This is a genomic window from Sphingobium naphthae (assembly GCF_043589935.1).
Taxonomy (GTDB): Bacteria; Pseudomonadota; Alphaproteobacteria; order Sphingomonadales; family Sphingomonadaceae; genus Sphingobium; species Sphingobium naphthae_A.
On record NZ_CP171454.1, the window covers coordinates 2,207,544 to 2,232,193 of the forward strand.

The 24,650-nt window shown below is 66.1% G+C and carries 20 protein-coding genes and 1 riboswitch; of the genes, 9 read left to right on the top strand and 11 right to left on the bottom strand.

Annotated features, from left to right (window positions below; translation table 11 throughout):
- Positions 1 to 9: 9 nt before the first annotated feature.
- Positions 10 to 873: a phosphotransferase family protein gene (locus ACGGKE_RS10995; protein ID WP_394437786.1), complete on the bottom strand. Its 864-nt coding sequence runs from the start codon at positions 871 to 873 to the stop codon at positions 10 to 12.
- Between the two features lie 310 nt (positions 874 to 1,183).
- Positions 1,184 to 3,052, bottom strand: coding sequence for a phosphomethylpyrimidine synthase ThiC (gene thiC, locus ACGGKE_RS11000; protein WP_394441909.1), 1,869 nt, complete (start codon positions 3,050 to 3,052; stop codon positions 1,184 to 1,186).
- A gap of 102 nt (positions 3,053 to 3,154) precedes the next feature.
- Positions 3,155 to 3,265, bottom strand: a riboswitch (TPP riboswitch).
- A 38-nt stretch (positions 3,266 to 3,303) separates the two neighbouring features.
- On the opposite strand from thiC, the gene ACGGKE_RS11005 reads away from it, so the two are divergent.
- Both ACGGKE_RS11005 and ACGGKE_RS11010 read left to right on the top strand, forming a co-directional pair.
- Positions 3,304 to 3,594: a hypothetical protein gene (locus ACGGKE_RS11005; RefSeq protein ID WP_394437788.1), complete on the top strand. Its 291-nt coding sequence runs from the start codon at positions 3,304 to 3,306 to the stop codon at positions 3,592 to 3,594.
- Between the two features lie 4 nt (positions 3,595 to 3,598).
- Positions 3,599 to 5,731: a prolyl oligopeptidase family protein gene (locus ACGGKE_RS11010; RefSeq protein ID WP_394437790.1), complete on the top strand. Its 2,133-nt coding sequence runs from the start codon at positions 3,599 to 3,601 to the stop codon at positions 5,729 to 5,731.
- A gap of 7 nt (positions 5,732 to 5,738) precedes the next feature.
- Here ACGGKE_RS11010 and ACGGKE_RS11015 read toward each other — a convergent pair whose 3' ends face one another.
- Entirely contained in the window at positions 5,739 to 6,353 is a 615-nt protein-coding gene (locus tag ACGGKE_RS11015; protein WP_394437792.1) for a TetR/AcrR family transcriptional regulator, read from the bottom strand.
- Between the two features lie 157 nt (positions 6,354 to 6,510).
- Here ACGGKE_RS11015 and ACGGKE_RS11020 point away from each other — a divergent pair, with 157 nt between their 5' ends.
- Positions 6,511 to 8,862, top strand: coding sequence for a TonB-dependent receptor (locus ACGGKE_RS11020; protein WP_394437794.1), 2,352 nt, complete (start codon positions 6,511 to 6,513; stop codon positions 8,860 to 8,862).
- A gap of 90 nt (positions 8,863 to 8,952) precedes the next feature.
- Entirely contained in the window at positions 8,953 to 10,203 is a 1,251-nt protein-coding gene (locus ACGGKE_RS11025; protein WP_394437797.1) for a spinster family MFS transporter, read from the top strand.
- Between the two features lie 98 nt (positions 10,204 to 10,301).
- Here ACGGKE_RS11025 and ACGGKE_RS11030 read toward each other — a convergent pair whose 3' ends face one another.
- Both ACGGKE_RS11030 and ACGGKE_RS11035 read right to left on the bottom strand, forming a co-directional pair.
- The gene (locus ACGGKE_RS11030; protein ID WP_394437801.1) at positions 10,302 to 11,879 is read right to left on the bottom strand and encodes a peptide chain release factor 3; all 1,578 of its coding nucleotides are present in this window, start codon (positions 11,877 to 11,879) and stop codon (positions 10,302 to 10,304) included.
- Positions 11,880 to 12,000: 121 nt separating this feature from the next.
- Entirely contained in the window at positions 12,001 to 12,885 is an 885-nt protein-coding gene (locus ACGGKE_RS11035; RefSeq protein ID WP_394437803.1) for an aldose 1-epimerase family protein, read from the bottom strand.
- Between the two features lie 125 nt (positions 12,886 to 13,010).
- Between ACGGKE_RS11035 and ACGGKE_RS11040 the strand changes: the two genes are divergently transcribed.
- Complete coding sequence (locus ACGGKE_RS11040) at positions 13,011 to 13,532, top strand: hypothetical protein (RefSeq protein WP_394437805.1); 522 nt, start codon at positions 13,011 to 13,013, stop codon at positions 13,530 to 13,532.
- 75 nt (positions 13,533 to 13,607) lie between these two features.
- Here ACGGKE_RS11040 and ACGGKE_RS11045 read toward each other — a convergent pair whose 3' ends face one another.
- From ACGGKE_RS11045 to hisS, 4 genes are all read right to left on the bottom strand, one after another.
- Positions 13,608 to 14,390, bottom strand: coding sequence for a DUF4167 domain-containing protein (locus tag ACGGKE_RS11045; RefSeq protein ID WP_394437807.1), 783 nt, complete (start codon positions 14,388 to 14,390; stop codon positions 13,608 to 13,610).
- Between the two features lie 321 nt (positions 14,391 to 14,711).
- Positions 14,712 to 15,539, bottom strand: coding sequence for a peptide chain release factor N(5)-glutamine methyltransferase (gene prmC / locus ACGGKE_RS11050; protein WP_394441912.1), 828 nt, complete (start codon positions 15,537 to 15,539; stop codon positions 14,712 to 14,714).
- 43 nt (positions 15,540 to 15,582) lie between these two features.
- Positions 15,583 to 16,668, bottom strand: a complete 1,086-nt coding sequence (gene prfA, locus ACGGKE_RS11055; RefSeq protein ID WP_394437810.1) for a peptide chain release factor 1 — start codon at positions 16,666 to 16,668, stop codon at positions 15,583 to 15,585.
- Positions 16,668 to 17,927, bottom strand: a complete 1,260-nt coding sequence (gene hisS / locus ACGGKE_RS11060; RefSeq protein ID WP_394437812.1) for a histidine--tRNA ligase — start codon at positions 17,925 to 17,927, stop codon at positions 16,668 to 16,670. Before hisS ends, prfA begins: the two co-directional genes overlap by 1 nt.
- A gap of 165 nt (positions 17,928 to 18,092) precedes the next feature.
- Here hisS and ACGGKE_RS11065 point away from each other — a divergent pair, with 165 nt between their 5' ends.
- Together ACGGKE_RS11065 and ppa are read left to right on the top strand one after the other, a co-directional pair.
- A complete protein-coding gene (locus tag ACGGKE_RS11065; protein WP_394437814.1) occupies positions 18,093 to 20,033 on the top strand; it encodes a M61 family metallopeptidase in 1,941 nt (646 codons plus the stop codon).
- A gap of 38 nt (positions 20,034 to 20,071) precedes the next feature.
- Positions 20,072 to 20,614 (top strand): inorganic diphosphatase, encoded by a 543-nt coding sequence (gene ppa, locus ACGGKE_RS11070; RefSeq protein WP_228167263.1) that lies wholly within the window; start codon positions 20,072 to 20,074, stop codon positions 20,612 to 20,614.
- Positions 20,615 to 20,698: 84 nt separating this feature from the next.
- Here ppa and ACGGKE_RS11075 read toward each other — a convergent pair whose 3' ends face one another.
- Positions 20,699 to 22,162: a PLP-dependent aminotransferase family protein gene (locus ACGGKE_RS11075; protein ID WP_394437817.1), complete on the bottom strand. Its 1,464-nt coding sequence runs from the start codon at positions 22,160 to 22,162 to the stop codon at positions 20,699 to 20,701.
- Between the two features lie 252 nt (positions 22,163 to 22,414).
- Between ACGGKE_RS11075 and ACGGKE_RS11080 the strand changes: the two genes are divergently transcribed.
- A complete protein-coding gene (locus ACGGKE_RS11080) occupies positions 22,415 to 23,599 on the top strand; it encodes a hypothetical protein (protein ID WP_394437819.1) in 1,185 nt (394 codons plus the stop codon).
- A 13-nt stretch (positions 23,600 to 23,612) separates the two neighbouring features.
- A complete protein-coding gene (locus ACGGKE_RS11085) occupies positions 23,613 to 24,119 on the top strand; it encodes a DUF1993 domain-containing protein (protein WP_394437821.1) in 507 nt (168 codons plus the stop codon).
- 25 nt (positions 24,120 to 24,144) lie between these two features.
- On the opposite strand, the gene ACGGKE_RS11090 is transcribed toward ACGGKE_RS11085, so the two are convergent.
- Positions 24,145 to 24,627: a hypothetical protein gene (locus tag ACGGKE_RS11090; protein ID WP_394437823.1), complete on the bottom strand. Its 483-nt coding sequence runs from the start codon at positions 24,625 to 24,627 to the stop codon at positions 24,145 to 24,147.
- Positions 24,628 to 24,650: the final 23 nt, after the last annotated feature.

Sequence of the window (24,650 nt, forward strand, 5' to 3'; positions counted from 1 at the left end):
CCTCCCCGGCTAACCGCGTCTGGATCTTCGATGGTCGCGCCGTGCCGCAGCCGTCCCTTGATTCAGCGATCCGATCCCGTTTTTCCGGAGAGCCTCGTCGAGATAGCGCAGGAATGTGGGGGTGCGGCCTGCGTTGCGCGCGCGCAGCCAGGCCAGCGCCACGATCGGCCGCCATCGCGCGACATCCCCGGCCGTCGCGACCGCGACGGCGAGATAGGCTTTGCGCGACCGTGCCGCCGCCCAGTCGCGCCAGATGTTGGTGATCCAGTCGTTGGGCCCGATGCCAAACCGCATCAGCATCTCCGACCGAACGGCATCTGCCGCCGGATGTCCCTTCGCGGCCTTGGACCAGTCGATGATCTTCAACCCGTCCATTGTCACCATGACATTGCCGAGGTGCAAATCTCCATGCGTCAATTGCTCCCCATCGGGCAGATCATCCAGATAGGCAATTGCCGCCTGTTGCAGGGAGAGCGGCGCCGGGCCGTGGCTGATGTCGGTCGCCAATACCTGTTTCAACCGACGCAGTGATCCGCCATCCTTGCTGTGCATCAGATTTTGCAGTGCGCCCAGCTGGTCCAGCATCCATCCTGCGCGGCCGGGATGGCGGCGGATCCAGTCCATCGCTGTGGGTCCGTGCAAACGAGGATAGATAATCCCGCGACGCCCTCCGCGGTCGGCACCCTGGACGGCGGCGGCCGTCGGCACGCCGCGGCTCTCGGCGTGGATTGAGGCTTCCATTTCCCGCGCGATCATTTCATCGGACACCGAGTCATGAAAGAGCTTCAGCACCCTGCCCTCGCCCAGGTCGAACAACTCGGCGCTCGCGCCCCGGGCCAGTAAAATCTGCGGATGATCGGGCGGGAACGACACTGGGGACGCATATTCCTTCGAGACTCTGTTGTGGCGCGAACCCTCTCGGCCCGCGCCTGTTGTTCGATTAGACAGCTTTTGCCGGCTCCGCGACAGGATAAGGCGATATGGGCGGGAATATGGCTTCTGTCCCCCGGGCGCCGCGCAAAGTCTGTCCCCTGCGGGGGACTCCGCCCCCGTGATACGCAAGGCGCTGGAAAAGCATCGGGTGGGGACCGACGCATCGTCCCCACCGGCAAAATGGCAGCCTAAGCTGACCTTGATACCGCCCTGCGAGCGGACTTTGGATCAAGGGAAAGCATAAGACCGCTCAGTCATGCTCGCGCCCGCCGGCGCCCATATAGAGTTCGCTGCCGCTGTCCTTGAACAGCTTGCTCATCTCCTCCATCCCCTTGAGCGCCGCGGCCTTGCTGGCTTGCGCCACTTCCGCGCCGGTCAGGCCCGCTTCCAGGAAACGGTCCGCCGGCTGATTCTTCCTGGCGGCGAAGTCGCGCACTTCCTGCGTGATCTTCATCGAGCAGAATTTGGGGCCGCACATGGAGCAAAAATGGGCGGTCTTGGCGCCTTCGGCCGGCAGCGTCTGGTCATGATATTGTTCGGCCGTGTCGGGATCGAGGCTGAGGTTGAACTGGTCGCGCCAGCGAAACTCGAACCGCGCCCGCGACAGCGCGTCGTCGCGCACCTTGGCGGCCGGATGCCCCTTGGCGAGGTCGGCGGCATGGGCAGCCAGCTTGTAGGTGACGACGCCGACCTTCACATCATCGCGGTCGGGCAGGCCCAGATGCTCCTTTGGCGTGACGTAGCAGAGCATCGCCGTGCCGTACCAGCCGATCTGCGCCGCGCCGATCGCGCTGGTGATATGGTCATAGCCCGGCGCGATGTCGGTGGTGAGCGGCCCCAGCGTGTAGAAGGGGGCTTCGCCGCAGACCTGCAGCTGCTTGTCCATATTCTCCTTGATCTTGTGCATGGGCACATGGCCCGGCCCTTCGATCATCACCTGCACATCCTGTTTCCACGCGCGGTGAGTCAGTTCGCCCAGCGTGTAGAGTTCGGAAAATTGTGCTTCGTCATTGGCGTCGGCGATTGAGCCGGGACGCAGGCCATCGCCCAGACTGTAGGCGATGTCATAGGCCTTCATGATCTCGGTGATCTCGTCGAAATGATCGTAGAGGAAGCTCTCCTTGTGGTGCGCCAGGCACCATTTCGCCATGATCGACCCGCCCCGCGACACGATCCCGGTGACGCGCTTGGCCGCCATCGGGATATAGGCCAGGCGCACGCCCGCATGGATGGTGAAATAGTCGACGCCCTGCTCGGCCTGTTCGATCAGCGTGTCGCGGAAAATGTCCCAGGTCAGTTCCTCGGCGATGCCGCCGACCTTTTCCAGCGCCTGATAGATGGGAACGGTGCCGATCGGCACGGGCGAGTTGCGCAAGATCCATTCGCGCGTGTCGTGGATGTTGCGGCCGGTCGACAGGTCCATGACCGTGTCCGCGCCCCAGCGGATCGACCAGACCAGCTTGTCGACCTCGGACGCCACGTCGGACGCGACGGCGCTGTTGCCGATATTGGCGTTGATCTTGACCAGGAAGTTGCGGCCGATCGCCATCGGCTCGCTTTCGGGGTGGTTGATGTTCGACGGGATGATGGCGCGGCCGCGCGCCACTTCGTCACGGACGAATTCGGGCGTCACATAGTCAGGAATGGACGCGCCGAAGCTGTGCCCGTCGCGGACATATTCGGCGAGGCGCGCGCGGCCCAGATTCTCGCGCTCGGCGACATATTCCATTTCCGGCGTGATGATGCCGCGGCGGGCATAATGCATCTGCGACACATTCCCGCCCGCCTTCGCGCGCAGCGGGCGCTTGACGACATTGGGGAAAGGCTGGACGCCACCGGTTCGATCGGGCCCTTTGAGGCCATTATCCTCAGGCTTCACCGCGCGGGCGTCATAGGCTTCCACATCGCCCCGGCCGATGATCCAGTCGCGGCGCAACGCAGGCAGGCCCGCCATGATGTCGATGCGGGCATCCGGATCGGTATAGGGCCCGGACGTGTCGTAGACGCGTACCGGCGGTTCGCCGCTGGAAGGCTCCAGATCGATTTCGCGCATCGCGACCTTGAGCGGGCCAACATGGATCTTGCGCGACCCGCGAATGGGTCCGGTGGTGACGCGCATTTCGGTGCGAGCCACAGGGCTTGCAGCGGAAGCCCGCTCAATCAAGGAATCGACGTCTGCCATGATAACTCTCCTTCGGGCGGAAAGAGAGTGCGGGCGGTGTCACGGCGCGCTTACCCTCCCTACGCCGGTGTCAGCCGGATCAGGTTCAGCGGGTCGCAGCCACATCAGCCGCCTCTCAACCGTCTGTGGACGGTCCCCCGGGGATGCTGGACATCATAGGGGCGTCGCGGCACAAGGTCCAGCAGCTTATGACCCACAGCACGATCCCCGATCTCGGCACCAAGGCCGGGCGCAAGGCCTTTCGCCACGAAATGCGCATGATTGCGGTGCGGCCGCGCCGCTGGGGGCTGTGGCTCCTGACCGCCGGCGCGCTGCTGATGATCCTGCCGTCCGCGCTCGACCTGCACGCGATTTTTGGCTGGTCGCCCAGCCTGCTGGGGATCATGCTGATCGCCGCCGCATTACCTTTTCTGGTCGCGGCGGCCGTGCTGCGGCGACGCTATCGACGGGGGCGGCTGCTGATGCCCAGGGGGGAATGACGCGATGAAGAGGATGTTGACTTTGGTTTCCGCTGCCCTGCTGAGCGGCGCCGGCGCGCCGTCCGCGCCCGCCGCCAATCCTGCGCCCAACCCGGCCGACGACCCCTATATCTGGCTGGAGGACTGGACCGGCCCGCGCGCCATGCAGTGGGTGGAGCAGGAAAATGCGGCGACGGAGGCGGCTTTCCACAACGATCCGCGCTATGCCGGCTATTATCGCGACGCGCTCGCCATCGCCTCGGCCAAGGACCGCATCGCCATGCCGATGCAGGTCCATGGCCGCATCTATAATTTCTGGCGCGACGCCGATCATCCGCAGGGCATCTGGCGCTGGACCAGCGAGGCCGACTATGCCAGCGACGCGCCGCGATGGACCACCGTGCTCGACCTTGACGCCCTGTCCAAGGCGGAAGGCAAAAAATGGGTGTGGAAGGGCGCGTCCATCCTCGATCCCGAAGAGCGGCTGGCGCTCATCAACCTGTCGGATGCCGGCGAGGATGCCGTCAGCCTGCGCGAATTCGACCTTCAGACCGGCCAGTTCGTGGACAATGGCTTCGCCATCCCCACGTCGAAGCAGAATGAAGCCTGGCTCGACCGCGACACTCTCCTGCTCGCCCGCGACTGGGGAGAGGGCACGATGACCAAGTCGGGCTATCCCTTCGTGGTGAAAGCGCTGAAACGCGGCCAGCCGCTGTCGAGCGCGCAGGAAATCTATCGCGGCCAGCCCGGCGACCAGGTCGGCACCTTCCCGCTCATCCTGTCCGACGGATCGGGCCACCGCGCCGCCTTCCTCTATCGCGGCGTCACCTTCTTCGGCAACGAAACCTTCCTCGTGACGCCGCAGGGCGTCCGCAAGCTGCCGCTGCCGGCCAAGAGCAATCTCCAGGGCATGGTCAATGGCCAGGTGCTGATCCAGACCAGCGAAGTCTGGGAAAGCGGCGGCGTCACCGTGCCGACCGGGTCGCTCGCCGCCGTGCCCCTGAAGGCGCTGCAATCGGGCGAGACGCTGAAGCCGCAAATCCTGTTCGCGCCCTCGCCCCGCCAGTCGATCGACGGCGTCGCGGCGACCAAGGGCCATGTGATCCTGGCCTATAATGACAATGTGCGCGGCCGCGTCATGGTGCTGACGCCCGGCGCGCAGGGCTGGTCGAAGCAGCAGGTGGAGCTGCCCGACAACGCCACCATCTCGATCGCGTCGGCCAGCGACAAGAATGACAAGGCCTATCTGTCGGTCGCGGGCTTCCTGGCGCCGACGACGCTCTGGGCGATCGACGCCGCCAACCCCGCGCCCCGTCAGGTCAAGGCCATGCCCGCGCGCTTCGACGCCGAAGGGCTGGTGGTGGAGCAATTTGAGGCGACGTCCAGCGACGGCACCAGGATTCCCTATTTCATCGTCCATCGGCACGACATGAAGGCGGACGGATCGACGCCCGCGATCATGACCGCCTATGGCGGCTTTGAAGTGCCGATGACGCCCAGCTATGCCGCCATCACCGGCAAGCTGTGGCTGGAGCGGGGCAACAGCTTCGTGCTCGCCAATATCCGCGGCGGCGGCGAATTCGGCCCCGCCTGGCACGAAGCGGGCCTCAAGACCAAGAGGCAGATCATCTATGATGATTTCGCCGCGGTCGCGCAGGACATTTTCGCGCGCAAATTGTCGAGCCCGGAGAAGTTCGGCATCTATGGCGGCTCCAATGGCGGGCTGCTGATGGGAGTGGAATTCAACCAGCATCCCGACCTCTGGAACGCGGTCGTCATCCAGGTGCCGCTGCTCGACATGATCCGCTACGAACAGATTGCGGCCGGCGCCTCCTGGGTCGATGAATATGGCAGCGTGTCGGTGCCGGAGGAAAAGGCGTTTCTCCAGACCATTTCGCCCTATGCCAACATCCGCAAGGGCGTGGACTATCCCACCCCCTATATCTGGACGACGACCAAGGACGACCGCGTCGGCCCGCAACATGCCCGCAAGTTCGCGGCCCGCCTCAAGGAATATGGCATCCCCTATCATTTCTACGAGGACATCGCCGGCGGCCATTCGGGCGACGCCGACATCGAACAGGGGGCGCGGCTGCAGGCGATGCAGATGGTCTATTTCAGCCAGCGGCTGGAGGGGGAATCGCCTGGCGGGCGGTAAGGCCGCGTCAGTCCGTCCGGCCGATCCCCCGCTCGACCAACGCATTGGCGATGGCGGCGATCTCCTCGGCCGGGCGGCTGTCGTCCCACACGCCATAGCGCAGCCCCAGGAACACGTTCATGCCCATGATCGCCCAGGCATGGACATCCTCCACATCCGCCCGCACGTCGCCGCGCCCCGCCGCCTTGGCCAGGCGCGCGGCCATGCGGCTGGCGGTATTTTCATAATGGGCGCGATAGGCGGCCTGATCGACAAACTCCGCCTCATCGATGATGCGATAGATTTCCTTGTGCGCCCGGGCAAACTCCAGGAAGCTCAGCAGGCCGATCCGCTCGGCATCGATGCCGTCGCGCGCCTGCGCGATCCGCGGTGACACATAGTCGCGCACCTGCCCCGACATGTCGTTGACCAGCGCGCGAAAAATATCGTCCTTGCTGTCGAAATAGGTGTAGAAACTGCCCAGCGCGCAGCCCGCCCGGCGGGTGATGCCGCTGATCGACCCGTCGTGAAATCCCTTCTCGCCAAATTCCTCCGCCGCCGCGGACAGCAGCGCGCGGCGGGTGCGCTCGCCCCGGGCGGTGCGCGGCGTCTTGTCGTCCTTCGCGGGCGCGCCAGCGGTCATGCAATCTCCCGTCCCTGTGCTCTTTTTGCCGCAGTCCTGCCGCGCCGTCAGGCTCTTCCTTATTTCAAGTTGAAAGCTGGTTCAACTTTCATTATCGAACAGGATCAAGGACGCGATCCGGCAGACCGGACGCTCCCGATTCAGGAGAGGAGTCCCCATGAAGGCCCGTCAGACCATCCGCACCCTCGCGCTCGCCTCCGCCGCCTGGAGCGGCCTTGCCGCCTTGCCCGCTTTGGCCCAAGACGCGCCGCCGCCCGCCGCCGCGAGCGAGGAGGACAGCGCCGCTATCGTCGTCACCGCGCGCCGGCGCGAGGAAACGCTGGTCAGCGTGCCGATCGCGGTTAGCGCCTTTTCGAGCGCGGCGCTGGAACGCAGCGGCGCGATGGACATCAGCGACCTCGCCAATGTCACGCCCAACACCACGCTGGAGGCGTCGCGCGGCACCAATTCGACGCTCACCGCCTTCATCCGCGGCGTGGGCCAGCAGGACCCCGTGTCCGGCTTCGAACAGGGGGTCGGCATCTATCTCGACGATGTCTATCTCAACCGGCCGCAGGGGGCGCTGCTCGATATTTACGATGTCGAACGGATCGAGGTGCTGCGCGGGCCGCAAGGCACGCTTTATGGCCGCAACACCATCGGCGGTGCGGTCAAATATGTGACCCGCATGCTGCCGCAGGAATTTTCGCTGAAGCTGAAGGGCAGCTATGGCAGCTATGATCAGGCCGACGGCATCATCAGCGCGTCGGCCCCGATCGGCGACCTCGTCCGTGTCGGCGGCGCCCTCGCGCGCCTGTCGCGCGGCGGCTTCGGCGAAAATCTGACCACCGGTGAGGATAATTACAACAAGGATATCTGGGCCGGCCGCGCCACGTTCGAAATGGGCGGCTATGGGCAGCCGGTGCTGATGCGCATCACCGGCGACTATACCAAGGACAACAGCAATGCGCGGGGCGGCCACCGGCTGATCCCGGGGCAGGTGTCCGGCGCGCCCGTGCTGGACGATGTGTTCGACACGCGCGGGGGCCTGGCCGATCCCAGGCAATATGTGGAATCCTACGGCCTTTCGATGAACATCACGGCCGAACTGTCCGACGCCGTGACGCTGCGCTCGATCAGCGCCTGGCGCAAGGATGACAGCGCCTCCCCGATCGACTTCGACGCGCTGCCCGCTGTCGACGTCGACGTGCCGGCCTATTATTTCAACGAGCAGCTGAGCCAGGAATTCCAGCTGCTCTACGACAAGGGGCCGATCCATGGCATGATCGGCTTCTATTATCTGGATGCCAGGGCCGACACCCAGTTCGACGTGCGCCTCTTCACCACCGTCCCCGGCCTTACCGCCTATACCGAGGCCAATGTCGATACCCAAACCTACGCCATTTTCGGCGACGTCACCTTCGACATTTCCGACCAGCTCAGCCTCTCGGCCGGCGGCCGCTACACCTGGGACGAACGGCGCGCCGACATAGTGCGGCAAAATTATCTCGGCGGCGGCTCCCCCGTCTTCGGCGGCGCGGGCGTCGCCTTTGGCGCGCCGGGCACGGATTTCCGGGGCGAAAGCGACTTCAAGAAATTCACGCCGCGCCTGTCGGTCAGCTACAAGCCCACGCCCGATCACAATATCTACGCCAGCTGGTCAAAGGGCTTCAAGGGCGGCGGCTTCGATCCGCGCGGCGTCGGCGTCAACGCGCCCGATCTCAATGGCGACGGCATCCGCCAGGACAGCGAAGTCGCCGCCTTCCTCAGCTTCGCGCCGGAGGAAGTCGACAGCTATGAGGTCGGCTACAAGGGCGATCTGATGGACGGCGCGCTCTATGTCGCGGTCGCCGGCTTCTATGCCGATTACAAGGATGTGCAGATTCCCGGCTCCGTCGCCTGCGACGTCGGCGGCATCCCCTCCTTCTGCGGGGTCGTGTCCAATGCGGGCAAGGCGACGTTCAAGGGCGTGGAATTCGAAAGCAATGCGCGCCTCGGCCGCGACCTGATGGCGCCGGGCGACCGGCTGAACCTCCAGACCGCGGTCGGCTATATCGACGCGCAATATGACGAATATATCACCAACATCGCGGGCGTGCCGACCGACGTCGCCGACTATCGCGAAGTGCAGAACACGCCCAAATGGACGGCCAGCGGCACGCTCAGCTACACGACGCCGGTGGGCGATGGCAGCCTCTATGCCGGAACCACGGTGTCGTGGCGGTCCAAGACCTATCAGTTCGAAATCCCCAATCCCTATATCGACCAGAAGGGCTATGCCCTGTGGGACGCCAGCATCGTCTACACCGCGCCCGACGACCGCTGGAGCATCGGCCTCCACGGCAAGAATATCCTCGACAAGGAATATAAGACCTCGGGCTATACCTTCGTCGCCGCCAATCCGGTGACCGGCGCGATCGTCAACAATGCCGCGGGCTTCCCCACCCCGTCGCTCGGCCGCGAAGGCACGCTGACCGCCTTCTACGGCAATCCCCGGCAAGTGTTCGTCACCGGGTCGGTGAAGTTCTGATGAGTACCCTCCGTTCGATTCGAGCTTGTCGAGAACCCTTCGCGCAATGGTTCTCGACAAGCTCGAACTGAACGGAGATGGGTGCAAGCCATGACCGAACAAACCGCATCCCCCCGATACCGCGCCGTCGTGCTGGCGATGCTGTTGCTGGTCTACACCTTCAACTTCCTCGACCGGCAGATCCTGGGCATCCTCGCCGTGCCGATCAAGGCGGACCTCGGCCTCAGCGATACGCAGCTCGGCGCGCTGGGCGGCATCGCCTTCGCCTTGCTCTATTCGACGCTGGCAATCCCCCTGGCGCTGCTCGCCGATCGCACCAGCCGCACCTGGGTCATCACCGTCAGCCTGGCGGTCTGGTCCGGCTTCACCGCGCTGTGCGGCCTCGCCTCCAGCTTCCTGCAGCTCTTCCTCTTCCGCATCGGCGTGGGCGTGGGCGAAGCCGGCGGGGTCGCGCCCTCCTATGCCGTCATCTCCGACTATTTCCCGCCGCACCAGCGCGCCCGCGCGCTCTCCATCTACTCGCTCGGCATCCCGCTCGGCTCGGCGGGCGGCGTGCTGCTGGGCGGCTATATCGCGCAGACGGTCGAATGGCGCACTGCCTTCATCGTGGTCGGCTTGCTCGGCCTCGTCATGGCGCCGATCTTCCGCCTCGTCGTGCGCGAGCCCGCCCGGCCGGTGCAGAGCGGAGCCCCGGTCCCGGTCGGCGCCGTCTTCGGCATCCTCGCGGCCAAGCGCGGCTTCTGGTTCCTGGCGCTGGGCGCGGCGTGCAGTTCCATGTGCGGCTATGGCGTCGCCTTCTGGCTGCCCAGCCTGCTGATGCGCAGCTTCGGCCTCGACCTTCTGGGCGCGGGTCAGTTTCTGGGCGGATTGCTGCTGCTGGGCGGGGTGGCGGGCGTGCTGCTCGGCGGCTTTCTGGGCGATCGGCTGGGCGGACGCGACAGGGCCTATTATGCCTGGGTGCCGGCGGTCAGCTATGTCATCGGCATGCCGCTCTTCGTGATCGGCGTGCTGTCCGACAGCGTCGGCTTCGCTTTCGCCCTGTTCCTTGTCCCCCAGGCGCTGGTCTATGTCTGGCTCGGCCCGGTGCTGACCGCCGTCCAGCATCTCGTCCCCGCCCATATGCGCGCCAGCGCGTCGGCGACCTTCCTGCTGATCAACAATCTGGTCGGGCTTGGCCTTGGCAGCTGGGCGGTGGGCAGCCTTTCGGATGCGCTGACGCCCGCTTACGGGCAGGAGGCGCTGCGCTACGCCATCGTCGCCGCGCTGGGCTTCTATCTGCTCGCCGGCCTCTTCATGGCGCTGGCCGGCAAGGCGCTGCGCCGCGACTGGGTCGCCGCCTGAACCAGCGCCATTGGTGATTTGAAGTCACCAATGGCCGCCCCGCGCGCATTCCCCTCATCAATCGACAAAACCGCACACATGTCGGCTTCGCTGTCGGCCTAGCGCTCGCGGGTGGCGCTGAACTTTACCTTGGGATGGCGTTCCTGCTGATAGCCGATGTCCCAGGCGCTCTTGGCCATGAACACCAGATTGCCGTCCCGGTCCTTGGCCATGTTGGCGCCATTATAGGCGACCAGATCCTTGATCGCCGCCTCGTCGCCGCTGATCCACCGCGCCGTGTCGAAGGGCGAAGGCTCCAGCCCGGCGGCGACCTTATATTCCGCCTCCAGCCGGCTGATCAGCACTTCCAGCTGCAGCTGCCCGACCACGCCGACGATCCACTGGCTGCCGATCTCGGGGTAGAAGACCTGGATGACGCCTTCTTCCGACAGGTCGTCCAGCGCCTTGCGCAGCTGCTTGGTCTTGGTCGGGTCCTTGAGCGCGACGCGGCGCAGGATTTCGGGCGCGAAATTGGGCAGGCCGGTGAAGCGCAGCCCCGGCTTCTCGCTCAGCGTGTCGCCCACGCGCAGCGCGCCATGATTGGGAATGCCGATGATGTCGCCGGGAAAGGCCTCGTCCGCCAGCTCGCGATCCTGGGCGAAGAAGAGGATCGGCGAATGGACGGCCAGCGGCTTGCCCGACCCGCTCGGCGTCAGCTTCATGCCGCGCCGGAACTTGCCGGAACACAGCCGCATGAAAGCGATGCGGTCGCGGTGCATCGGGTCCATGTTCGCCTGCACCTTGAAGATGAAGCCGGTGACTTCGCTCTGCTCGGGCTCGACCGGCGCGGGCTCGGCCGGCTGCGCGCGGGGCGGCGGGGCATGCTGGCCCAGCGCGTCGATCAGCTCGGTGACGCCGAACAGCTTGAGCGCCGATCCGAAATAGACCGGGGTCAGGTCGCCGGCGCGATAGCGCTCCAGGTCGAACTCGGCATAGCCGCCCTGCGCCAGCTCCGCCTCCTCGCGCAACCGCTCCAGCGCCTGGGCGGACAGCAGTTCGGCCAGCTTCGGGTCGTCCAGCCCGGAAACGACGCTCTCCTTGCCCTCAAACTCGCGCGAGGGGCCGCTCGGCTGGCGCAGGCGCTTGGTGGCAAAGTCATAGATGCCCTCGAACTCGCCCCCCATGCCGGCGGGCCAGCTCATCGGGCAGACATCGAGCTGCAGCTGGTCCGCCACTTCATCGAGCAGCCCGAACACCTCGCGGCCCTCGCGGTCCACCTTGTTGACGAAGGTGATGATCGGCACGTTGCGCAGCCGGCACACCTCGAACAGCTTGCGTGTCTGCGGCTCGATGCCCTTGGCCGCGTCGATCACCATGACGGCGGAATCCACCGCGGTCAGCGTGCGATAGGTGTCCTCGCTGAAATCCTCATGGCCCGGCGTGTCGAGCAGGTTGAAGGTGATCGTCTCGCCATCGCGCGTCCGCTCGAACGTCATGACCGATGATGTAACGGAAATGCCGCGCTGCTGCTCGATCTTCATCCAGTCCGACCGCGCGCGCCGGTTCGCCCCGCGCGCCTTGACCTCGCCGGCCAGATGGATGGCGCCGCCTTCCAGCAGCAGCTTTTCAGTGAGGGTCGTCTTGCCCGCGTCGGGGTGCGAGATGATGGCAAAGGTGCGGCGGGATGGGATGGTCATGTTCGGTCCAGCAGTAGCTATGCCCGTTCGCCCTGAGCCTGTCGAAGGGCTGCACTTTCTTCCCCAAGGGAAGAAGGCTTCGACAGGCTTGGCCCGAACGGATTTCCTATATGCGCGCCCGTTACACGCCGACCAGCGTCACGTCCATGCGGAAGGATCGACTATCCCCCGGCAGCAACGCCATGATCCCCGGCTTGTCCCACACATCGCCGTCAAAGCCGACCGGATCGGCCATGCCCGCCCAGGGTTCTATGCACAGATAATGGGCGCCCGGCTTCTGCCACAGGCCAAGCCAGGGCATATCGGGAAAATCGATCTTCAGATGCGGCTGGCCGGGCACGCCCCAGGTCAGCGACCGGCTGTTCAAATCGTCCCAGATCAGCGCGTCCGCTTCGAACATTGCGTGTGTCGGCGCAAGGCAATCGCCTTCTATCGGTGACGGCACGGGTTCGGCCGCGATCAGGCCCGGCTCCGCGCCCACCTTGCGGATCGGGGCCGGCTCGGCCTCGGCGAAACGGATGCGATGCGCCTCGACATCGCCGCCATAGGGCAGCGGCCAGGCGAAGGCGGGATGATAGCCGAAGGAGAAGGGCATGCGCGCCTCGCCCATATTGGTGATCGTCGCCGTCATCCGCAGCGTCGCATCCTCCAGCACGAATCCCATGTCGAGCCGGAAGTCGAACGGATAGATGGCGCGCGTCGTCACATCTGCGTCCAGCCGCAGCAGGATGCGATCGTCGGCCTGCTCCTCCAGCGCGAAGGATTTGCGCCGGGCAAAGCCATGCTGCGGCATCGCATATTCATGCGCGTCCAGCCGATAGACATCGCCCCTGGACCGCCCGACAAAGGGAAAGAGCAAGGGCGCGTGGCCCGTCCACCAGCGCGGATCGGCGTCGGTCATCAGTTCGCGTCCCTGCGCGTCCCGCAGCGAACAGAGCTCCGCGCCCAGCGGCTCGATCTCCGCCGACAGGCTGGCGGAATGGATGGTGAAACGGCTTTCGGACAAAGAGGCCTCCCTGGCGGATCGCTTTCGCATATCAGCGCCTTTGCGCCCTGTCTGCCGCCATGTCGTTTCGGTTGAGGAACCAGATGCCGACCTTGCCTGTTTTGCGAGGCGGAGGAAAAACCAACATGAAACCAACCATAATCGCCATCATGGCAACCCTGCTGCTGTCGGGAACAGCGATGGCGCAGGACAAGGCGAAGAAGGACGATACACTGGACAAGGCCGGGAAGATCGCAAGCCAGCCAGCCCGCGACATCGGCCTCGACAAGGACGAGATCCCGCCTGAGTTGACCAAGGCGGTCGCCAATCCCTATGCTGCCCCGGCCAGCCGCAGTTGCAAGGGGCTGAACCGGGAACTGGGCGCACTCGACGCTGTATTGGGTGACGATTTCACGGCCAGCAAGGAAGCCAATGAAGACCGCACCGGCAAGATCGCGGAGGCAGTCGGCAAGACCGTCGTCAACTCGCTGATCCCATTCCGCGGGCTGGTGCGCGAAATCAGCGGCGCCGCCCCGGCCGAGCGCCGGTTGCAGGCGGCTGTGACCGCTGGCATCGCGCGGCGAGGCTATATGCGCGGCCTCGCCAGCGCCAAGGGCTGCAAGATCGCGCCGATCGCGCCCGCGAAAGACAGCACCATCAAAAAATAGAGGAAGCCTGCAGTCTGGGCAGCGAGGATCGGGGATCTCCCTCCCAATCCTCGCCCTTTCCAGCACACAGGGCGCTTATTCGGCGGCTTCGGCCGCCTTAGCGCGGGGGCGGCGGGTGCGCTTCTTGGGCGCATCCTCATCCTCCGCATCGGGGTCATTGTCGGCGCGCGCGATCGAAGGCGGCAGGATGGCGGCATCGAGCCCCTGCGCGTCGTCCGCCTTGACCGCGTCTGCCTTGCGCGGACGGCCGCGACGCGGCTTGGGCGCATCGGCCTCGGGCGCCGTGTCGGCCGCATCGCTCATCGCTTCGGCGGGCGTGCCGGCCGGACCCTCGACGCCGCGCTCCAGGCGCAGGGCGCTATCGTCGTCACCGGACAGGCGATCGCGGCGGTTGCGGTCGCGGCGATTGCCGCGGCCATCGCGCTGCTCATCCTGCCGGCGATCCTGGTCGCGCGCCTGTTCCCGAACAGGATCGCGCCCGGCGCGTTCGGCCTGGTCGCCGCGCGCATCGTCATGACCGAAGTCGGCGCCGTCGAAATCATCGCCGTCATCGCTGAAATCATCGTCATTGCGGCGGAAGCGCTGCTGCTGTTCCTCCTGACGGGCGCGGTTGTCGGCGAGCACGCGGAAATAATGATCGGCGAACTGCAGATAATATTCGGCGTTCACGCGATCGCCGGCCATCTGCGCGTCGCGCGCCATATTCTTGTATTTTTCGAGCAGCTGGGCCGCATTGCCGCGTGCGCGATTGTCGATGCGGTTGCCATTGTCGCCGCCGCCCCGGTTATTACCACCATTGGGACGACCGTTATTGTTCCGGCCGCGATTGCGACGGCCGGATTGCCGGTTGTTGATCAAGACATGATCCTTGCGTTCGCTATGTCAAAACTCACTGAAGACACTGTTCAGTCGCCATCCCCAAGCACGGCCATCCTTCAGGCCGGATATGGCTCCGCCGGGCATGACCCCGAAGTTCCGGGCCAATCCCCTGGCCGCCACCGGCGCTAGCGCAGCGAACGCCGTCATGACTATAAGGAGCTAAAAAAACGGCCTTTTCTGTCAATGGCCACAGCGGCCAGATCACGAGATGGAGCCGTTCCTGACCCCGATGTAGTGACTTTCACACCATAAACCAAGCGATTTTCGCGCTGGGCGGGGGAAATTGCCCGCACTGGCGCGTCAGGCGCGGGTCGCGACGACGCAGCGATCATGGCCGGCGAGATCGCGCCGGACGGACGCGGCAAGCCCCTGCGTGGCGACCAGCGCGCAGACGCTTTCCCCCTGGGCATGGCCGATCTCGATCGCGGCCATGCCGCCGGGCGCGATCAAACGGGACAAATCCGGCGCGATCCGGCGGTAATCGTCCAAGCCGTCGACCCCCGCGAACAGCGCGCTGCGCGGTTCGTGGAGCACGTCGCCCTCAAGCGGTTCATCCTGCGCGATATAGGGCGGGTTGATGAGCAGAAGGTCGAACGGGCCCTCCACCCCCTGCGCCCAGTCGCCGATGCGGAAGGCGGCGCGATCCGCCAAAGCGAGGCGCGCGGCATTGGCCTGCGCCACGGCCAGCGCCGGCGCCGAGGCGTCGATGCCCCATCCTTTCGCCTGCGGCCACTGCGCCAGAGCTGCGAGCAGCAGCGCGCCCGATCCGGTGCCAAGGTCCAGGATCGTGTCGGGGGCGCGGTCGTGGAAATGATCGACCGCCGCCTCGATCAGCGTTTCGCTGTCCGGTCGCGGGATCAATGTATCCGACGTGACCGCCAGGCTGATCGTCCAGAAATCGCGCGTGCCGGTTATGTGGGCGATGGGCGCGCCGGTCAGGCGGCGATCCAGCAGCGCGGCGAACCCGGCAGGCACATCCAGATCGCGCTGCCGCAGCAGCATGTCGGCGCGCGACAGTCCCAGCGCATGGGCCATGAGCAATTCGGCGTCGAGCCGGGGCGTATCGCTGACGTCCGCCAGATGTCGGGTCGCAGCGCGCAAGGCGTCGGGAATGGCGCGATCGGTCATGGGCAAGGGCGTGGAGATGGCCGCGACTGGCGGACACTCAGCGTCAAGAGACCCCGTCCAGTTGCGCCAGTCGCGCCGCTTCGTCTTCGGCGATCAGGGCGTCGATCACTTCGGCGAGGCCGGGCCCTTCCAGGATTTCGGGCAGGCGGTGCAGCGTCAGGTTGATGCGATGGTCAGTGACGCGCCCTTGCGGGAAATTATAGGTGCGGATGCGTTCGGACCGGTCGCCCGATCCCACCATCGCCTTGCGCGCGCCGGCCTGTTCGCTCTGCGTGCGTTCCCGCTCCGCCTCATAGAGGCGCGCGCGCAGCACCTGCATCGCCTTCGCCTTGTTCTTGTGCTGCGATCGCTCGTCCTGCTGCGTCACGACGATGCCGGTCGGCACATGGGTAATCCGCACGGCCGAATCGGTGGTGTTCACATGCTGGCCGCCGGCCCCGCTGGCGCGGTAGATGTCGATCTTGAGGTCGGAATCGGCGATCTGGACATCGACTTCCTCCGGTTCGGGCAGGACGGCGACGGTCGCGGCGCTGGTGTGGATGCGTCCGCCGCTTTCGGTGACGGGCACGCGCTGCACACGGTGGACGCCGCTTTCGAACTTCAGCCGCGCGAAGACGCCCGCGCCGTTGATGCTGGCGACGACTTCCTTGAAGCCGCCCTGTTCCGACGCATTGGCGGAGAGCAGCTCCATCTTCCACCCCTGGCTATCGGCATAGCGCTGATACATGCGGAACAGGTCGCCCGCGAACAGCGCGGCTTCGTCGCCGCCGGTGCCGGCGCGGATTTCCAGCATGGCGGGCCGCGCATCGGCAGCGTCGCGCGGCAGCAGCTGCAACGCCAGCGCCCGCTCCGCCCGCGGCAGCTGGTTGCGCAGCAGCTGGATTTCCTCCTGCGCCATTTCGCGCATGGCGGGATCGGCCTCGTCGCCGCCGGTCATCATTTCCAGCGCCGACAATTCCTGCCGCAACCGGCGCAGCTCGCGCGCGGCGGCCGCCACCGGCTCGATCTCTGCATATTCCTTTGACAGCCGCACGAACTGGTCCGGGGCGAGATCGGCGCGCGTCATCGACGCCTGCACCTCGTCCCGGCGCGCCTCGATCTGCGCGATGCGTTCGGCGGAAATATGCATCAGAGCGCCGTCACCGTTCCGACCAGCGCATCGAGCGCCACCGCCTGCTGCTCGCCGGTGCCAAGGTTGCGAACGGCCGCTTCGCCCCGCGCCAGTTCATCATCGCCAAGGATGATCGCCCAGCCGGCGCCCGACGCATTGGCGCGCTGCATCCGCTTCTTCATATTGCCGCGATAGCCCATGTCGCAGGCGATGCCGGCGCGGCGCAGGTCGGCGATGATGCCGGTCGCGCGCGCCTCGGCCGCCTCACCCATGGGGATGAGCACGATGGCGGGCTTGTCGACCTCCACCGCATCCACCAGCATCGCCAGCCGCTCGATGCCCGCGGCCCAGCCGACCGCCGGCGTGGCGGGGCCGCCCAGATTCTCGATCAGCCCGTCATAGCGCCCGCCGCCCAGCACCGTGCCCTGCGCGCCAAGGCGGTCGGTTACGAATTCGAACGCGGTGTGGCGATAATAATCCAGGCCGCGCACCAACCGCGCATTGCGTTCCCACGCGACGCCCGCCGCATCGAGGCCGCTCGTCACCTTGTCGAAGAAGCTGCGCGCCGCATCGGTCAGATAGGCGTCGATATCGGGCGCGCTGTCGGCGATCGGCCGGTCGCGCGGATCCTTGCTGTCGAGGATGCGCAGCGGATTCTTCGCCAGCCGCTCGACGCTGTCTTCGGACAGATCGCCACGATGCGCCTGGAAATGGGCGATCAGCGCGGCGCGCCAGGCTTCGCGGCTCTCCGCGTCGCCCAGCGTGTTGAGCGTCAGCGTGACGCCCTCGATCCGCAGTTCGCGCAGCAACTGGTCGCCCATGACGAGCAGTTCGACATCGGCACCGGGCTCGCCCGCGCCGATGATTTCCGCATCCAGCTGGTGGAACTGGCGGAAGCGGCCCTTTTGCGGCCGCTCGTACCGGAAGAGGGGGCCGTGGGTGGCCACTTTGAGCGGCGCATATTGCTGCCAGCCCTCGGTGATATAGGCGCGGCTGATGCCGGCGGTGAATTCGGGCCGCAGGGTGATGGAGTCGCCGCCGCGATCCTCGAACGTGTACATTTCCTTGGACACGACATCGGTGCTTTCGCCCAGCGACCGGGCGAAGACCGCCGTCCCTTCGAACACCGGCACTTCGACCCGCTGGAACCCGTAAAGCCGGCGCACGCGATCGAAGGCCGCCACGACATGGGCGAACCTCTCCTGAAAAGCATCGGGCGCGCCGCCCAGCATGTCCTGCGTGCCGCGCACGGGGCGCGGGGTTTCTAGTCTGGCCATGGGGCAGCGCCTTTAGCGGGATTTCAAGGTCAAGGAAACGCGCTTTTTTGGTCGCTTGCGTGCGTAGATATTCCATATCCTGCAAGGGGTGGACGCGCGGGCGCAGAGCCGCCATGCTGGCCCCCATCCGGGCCGTCCGGCCCCGCCCATCTTTCGGAGACCTCCATGATCCGCAGCCTTGCTGCCGCCCTTTGCCTTTCCACGGGCCTTGCCACCGCGTTCGCCAGCCCGCTGCTGGCGCAGGATGCGGTCCGCTCCAAGCCGACCGCCCTGCCCGTCGACGATGCGACTCCCGCCCCGCGCGACATGCCCTATCCCGGCACGATCCGGCTGGAGGTCGACGCCACCGATACGACCCAGCGCATCTATCGCGTCAAGGAGACCATTCCCGTGGCGCAGGCCGGGCCGATGACGCTGCTGATGCCCGAATGGTTGCCGGGCAACCATGCGCCGCGCGGCCAGATCGAAAAGCTCGCCGGCCTTACCATCACCGCCAATGGTCAGCCGGTGCAGTGGGTGCGCGATCCGCTGGACGTCTATGCCTTCAAGATCGACGTGCCGAAGGGCGCGACCGAAATCGTCGCATCCTTCCAGTTCCTGTCCGCGACTCAGCCCAGCCAGGGCCGCGTCGTCATCACCCCCAGGATGATGAACATCCAGTGGGAGCAGGTCTCGCTCTATCCCGCAGGCTATTTCACGCGCCAGATTCCAGTGCAGGCGAGCGTCACCTACCCCGCCGGCTGGCAGGCCGCGACCGCGCTGCGCGGCACGAAGACGGGCGACACCGTCGCCTATGACACGATCGACTATGAAGCGCTGCAGGATTCGCCCGTCTTTGCCGGCCGCTATTTCAAGCCGGTCGACCTGGGCCACAATGTGACGCTCAACATCGTCGCCGACGCGGCGGACGAACTCAACTACAAGCCCGAGCAGATCGCCAAGCACAAGAAGCTGGTGGATGAAGCCGGCGCGCTGTTCGGCGCCTATCATTTCAACCATTATGACTTCCTGCTGGCCATCACCGACGAAATGGGGGGCATCGGCCTGGAACATCATCGCTCGTCCGAGAACCAGGTCGAGCCGGGCTATTTCAAGGATTGGGATTCGGGCAAGGCGCTGCTCGACCGCAACCTGCTGCCGCATGAGTTCACGCATAGCTGGGACGGCAAGTTCCGCCGCCCCGACCTGCTGTGGACACCCGATTTCCGCACGCCGATGCAGGATAATCTGCTGTGGGTCTATGAAGGCCAGACGCAATTCTGGGGCTATGTGCTGGGCGCGCGGTCGGGGATGTTCACCAAGCAGGAGACGCTGGACGCCTATGCCAATATCGCCGCGCGGCTCGACACGGCGGTCGGGCGGCAATGGCGCTCGCTGGAGGACACCACCCATGATCCCATCATCTCGGCCCGGCGGCCCAAGGGCTGGACCAGTTGGCAGCGGTCGGAGGATTATTATAACGAAGGCCTGATGATGTGGCTGGAGGCCGACGCCATCATCAGCAAGGCGACCAGCGGCCGCAAGGGCCTGGATGATTTCGCCAAGGCCTTTTTCGGCATCAACCCGGGTGACTGGGGCCAGGTCGTCTATAATCGCCAGGACATCATCGACACGCTGAACGGCATCGCGCCCTATGACTGGGCGGGCTTCTTCCAGAAATATGTCGACCGCGCCACCGGCGAAACGCCCAAGGGCGGCTTCTTCATGGGCGGGTACAAGCTGGTCTATACCCAAGAGCCCAACAGCTTCACCAAGGCGGCAGAGACCGCCGGCAAATATGCCGACCAGGGGTCGGGCATCGGCGCGATCGTCAAGAATGACGGCGAGATCAGCAGCGTCATCTGGGACAGCGCGGCGTTCAAGGCCGGGCTGGTCGTGGGGGCCAAGATCCTGGCGGTGAACGGCTATGAATATTCGCCCGAAGCGTGGAAGGGAGCGATCACCGGCGGCAAGGACGGCAAGACGCCGATCCAGATCATCGTCAAGCAGGACAAATATTACCGCACTTTGTCGCTCGCTTATTCAGGTGGCTTGCGCTATCCGCGCCTCGAAAAAACAGGAGCGGGCGAAGGCAGCCTCGACCGGCTGCTCAAGCCCAGAACATGAGTCACCCGCAGCAAATCGTGTAGGATAGAGGCGTTTTCATGAATATCGAACTGATCTCCGTTGGCGACGATCCGCCCCACAACCTCAATGTCGTCATCGAGGTGCCGGTGGGTGGCGAACCGGTCAAATATGAGTTCGACAAGGCGTCGGGCGCGCTGTTCGTGGACCGCATCCTGCACACGCCCATGCGCTATCCGGCCAATTACGGCTTCGTGCCGCACACGCTGTCGCCCGATGGCGATCCGCTCGACGCGCTGGTCGTTGCGCGCTCGCCTTTCATCCCCGGCTGCGTCGTGCGGGCCCGCCCGATCGCGGTGCTGAACCTGGAGGATGAAGCGGGCGGCGACGAAAAGCTGGTCTGCGTGCCGGTGGATTCGACCTTCCCTTATTACTCCAACGTGGGCGAGCGCGACGACCTGCCGGAAATCGTGTTCCAGCAGATCGAGCATTTCTTCACCCATTATAAGGATCTGGAGAAGAAGAAGTGGGTGCGCATCGGCACCTGGGGCGGCGCCGAAGACGCCCGTCGCATCACCCTGGAAGCGATCGAACGCTATCAGGCGGCGAAGAAGGCGGCCTGAGCCGCTTCTTTTTCCGGAAAACCAGAAAAGGCCGCGCGGAACGTCACCGCGCGGCCTTTTTTCGTCCGAGGCGGCCAGCGCGCGCTAGATCAGCCGGTCCGCCTCCAGCGCAAGGGCGAAGGAGTCGCGCGTGCGGGGCAGGCGAGCGTGAAGCCTGGCGTCAGCTTCGGCAAGCCGCTCGACTCCGGCCTGCAACTGCGCTTCGTCCAGGGTGAAGGGCAGGCGCAGGAAGCGCTCGAACGCGCCGCCCACGCCAAAGCGCGGCCCGGCCGCCACGCGCACCCCCAGGCTTTCGGCAAGCGCCGCCAGCGCCGTCGCCTCGGCGCGCGGCAGTTCGGCCCAGAGCGACAGGCCGCCCGCCGGCGATTCGACGCGCCAGTGCGGCAGATGCGTGGCGATCAACCCCAGCAGATGGTCGCGCCGGTCCCGCAGCACCTGCGCCCGCGCGCCCAGCCCCACATCCGCGTCGATCAGTTGCGCCACCGCCAGCTGCTCGACGACCGGGCTTGCCATGTCCATCGTCGTGCGCAATCGGCCGAGCGCCGCGACCGTCTGCGCATCGGCGCGAATCCACCCGACCCGCAAGCCGCCCCAGAAAATCTTGCTGGCCGATCCCAGCGAGATGACCTGCCGGCCCGACGGATCATGGCAGGCCACCGGCGGCGGCGGCGCGAAGTCCAGCCCCATGGCGACCATCGTTTCGTCGACGATCAGGGGCGTGTGCGCGCGCGCGGCGGCGGCCACCAGGGCGCGGCGGGTCGCCGGGTCCATCGACCGCCCCGTCGGGTTGTGGAAATCGGCGATCACGTAAGCGAAGCGCGGCGCGGTCTGGCGAAAGGCCGCCTCCATCGCGTCGATGTCCCACCCCTGTTCGGGCAAGCCGACCGGCACCGGCACGACATGGGCGCGCTGCAGCGCCTGGATGACATTATGATAGGTCGGATGGTCGATCACCGCCCGGTCGCCGGGGCCGGCCAGCCATTGAAGCAGCAGCGAAAATCCCTGCTGCGCGCCGTTGGTCACCATGATCTGGTCCGGCGAGGTCGGGCAGCCGCGCCGATCATAATGGGCGGCGATCGCACGGCGCAGCACCATCAGGCCGAAAGGATCATAGCCAAGATCCCCGAGATAGGCGGGCAGCGCCTCCACCGCATGGGCATAGGCGCGCGCGACGCCGGGAGCGGCCGGCAGCGCGGCATGAGTCCAGTTGAGCAGATTGCCGCCCGCCGGCATTTCCGGATCGTCCGCGGGCTTGGCGGCGTGGCCCGCGGGCAGGCGCGTGACGCTGCCCGACCCCTGGCGGCTTTCCAGAAAGCCTTCGTCGCGCAGCCGGTCGAAGGCTGCGGCTACGGTGGTGCGCGACAGGCCGAGCGCGGCCGCAAGCTCGCGTTCGCCCGGCAAGCGCACGTTGAGGCCGACGCGCCCGTCGAGCACCAGCATCCGCAGCGCCTGGGCCAGTTGCCGATAGGCGGGTTCGGCGCTGTCCTGCGCGCGCCAGGCGCCGAGCAGGCGCAACAGGGAAGGCGGACGAAGCGACGAAGGGGACATGAGCGATCCTGCCTGATCGAGAGATTGCTGCCATTTACGCGTAACCGGCCCTGCATCAAAAGGCCAGTAAAGCCAAATCGGCTTGATCCGAACTGGCCCGGCGGCTGCCCGGCGCCACCACAGCGTGCGCGGGCGCGGCCGGCCGCCGACATTGTCGCGATCGCGGGTGCCTTGCCGGAGATGCGCTGCGGGCTCTTGTGCCCGCCGTGGCAAAGCCGGCATGATGCGCCCGGTCGATCAAGGAGACGCCGGATGATCCGCCTGCTAGCAGCTGCCGCCCTGTTGACGCTGACCGCCGCATCGGCGCCCGAAGCGGCGCTCGCCCCCCTCGCCTTCGAACAAATCGCGCCGCCGGGCACCAGGATGCCGCGCTTCAAGGTCGATGCCGCCTGGCCGCGCATGCCGGGCGATCTGCTGCTGGGGCAAGTGAGCGGCGTTGCCGTCGGTCCCGACGATTCGGTCTGGGTCGTCCACCGGCCCCATTCGCTGACCGCCACCGACACGGGGCTGGCGCAGACGCCGCCGACCGCGATCTGCTGCAAGCCAGCGCCGCCGGTCGTCCACTTTGCGCAGGACGGGCGCTATCTGGGCGGCTGGGGCGGCGCGGCGAACGCGCCAACCGTCGAGGGCGTCAACCAATGGCCCGCCAGCCTGCACGGCATCTTCGTCGACAAGGCCGGGACGGTGTGGTTCGGCGGCAACGGCAAGGGCGATCATGTGGTCATGAACTACAGCCCCAACGGCCGCTATATCCGCAGCTTCGGTCGCCGCGACAAGACCGGCGGCAATGACGCGACCGACCTGCTGGGCAACCCGTCCGACGTCAACCATAGCGACGGCATGGTCCTGATTTCCGATGGCTACACCAACAGGCGGGTGATCGGCTTCGATGCGGGCAGCAACGCCTATCGCGGTCGCTGGGGCGCCTATGCCAGACCGCCGATCGCGCCCACCCGCGCCGGCGATTTCGACCAGAGCCACGCGGTCGACCCCAGCAAGGTCGCCAATCCGAAGGCCGAGACCTTCGCCGACATCGTCCATTGCGTGGTGCCGACGAAGGACGGGCATCTTTATGTCTGCGACCGCAACAACAACCGGGCGCAGTTGTTCCGGCGCGACAAGGATGGCGGCCTCACCTTCGTGCGCGACCTGGTGATCGCGGGCGAAACGGGCGGCACGCATACGGTGACCGACATCGCCTTTTCGCCCGACGCCGACCAGACCTATCTCTATGTCGCGGACATGATGAACGGCCGCATCTGGATTTTGAAGCGCAAGACGCATGAGATATTGGGCGCGATCGGCCGGGTCGGGCGGCAGGCGGGGCAATTTACCTGGCTGCACAGCATTGATACCGACAGCGACGGCAATATCTATGCGACCGAGGTGAATACGGGCCGGCGCATCCAGAAGCTGGTGTTCACCGGCATCGAATGAGAGGAACAGCTGCGTGGGCACCGGACTGTACGACCTGACCGTTCCCGTCTTCATCCATCATCTGCGCATCCTGTCGACCCTGCTCGACAAGGGCGCGGCCTTCGCCGGCGATCGGGGCATCGACCCGCTGGCGTTGACGGGGGCGCGGCTGATCGAGGACATGAAGCCGCTGACCGCGCAGATTCAGTCGGCCTGCGACACCGCCAAGGGTACGGTGACGCGGCTGGGCGAGCTGGAGCCGGTCGCGATGCCGGACGATGAGCAGAGCTTCGCGCAGTTGCAGGCGCGGATCGCGCGCACCATCGCCCTGCTGGAGGCAGTGCCGCAGCAGGCGATCGACGGGCGCGAGGACGCGCAGGTGGTGCTCAAGGTGCCCAATGCCGAGTTCCGCTTCGCCGGGCGCGATCATGTGCTGCGCTTTGCCCTGCCCAATTTCTTCTTCCATGTCGCCATGGCCTATGCGCTGCTGCGGCAGGCGGGCGTGCCGCTGGGCAAGATGGATTATCTGGGCGCGCTCTGACCCCGCGCGCACGGCCCGTCAGCGTCTAGCCGGCGATCAGGCGGACATAGGCGCTGGCCACCCATCCGCTGGCGCAGGGGCCTTCATAGGCCTGCTTGCGCTCGACCGGCGATGAGACGCCACATGCCGGCCCCTCGGTCGCATTGTCCGCCGCCGGCATCGGCGCGACGACGACTCCCAGCCATTTCTGGTCGATGCTGCGGGTGCAGATGTGGAGGCGCGCCCCCTCGCCCAGCGTCGCCACGCTCTTCGCCTCGGTGAACGGCGCGGCGCGCACCGCGAGCCCTTCCGTTCCAACCCGCGTTACTTGCCCCATGGCGCCGCAGGCGTCGAGCCGCGGCCCATCCTCACCGATGGTCACGGGGCGCGCCAGCGTGGATTCGATCCGGCTGTCGGGCACGACCTCTCGCGGTGCGCCGGCGAGCGAACTGTTGGGCAGTTCCTCATAGACGTCGTTGCTCTGCGAACAGCCGGCAAGGCACAGCATCAGGGCGGGGACAATGCGCATGGAAAGCGTGATAGACCGGGCCG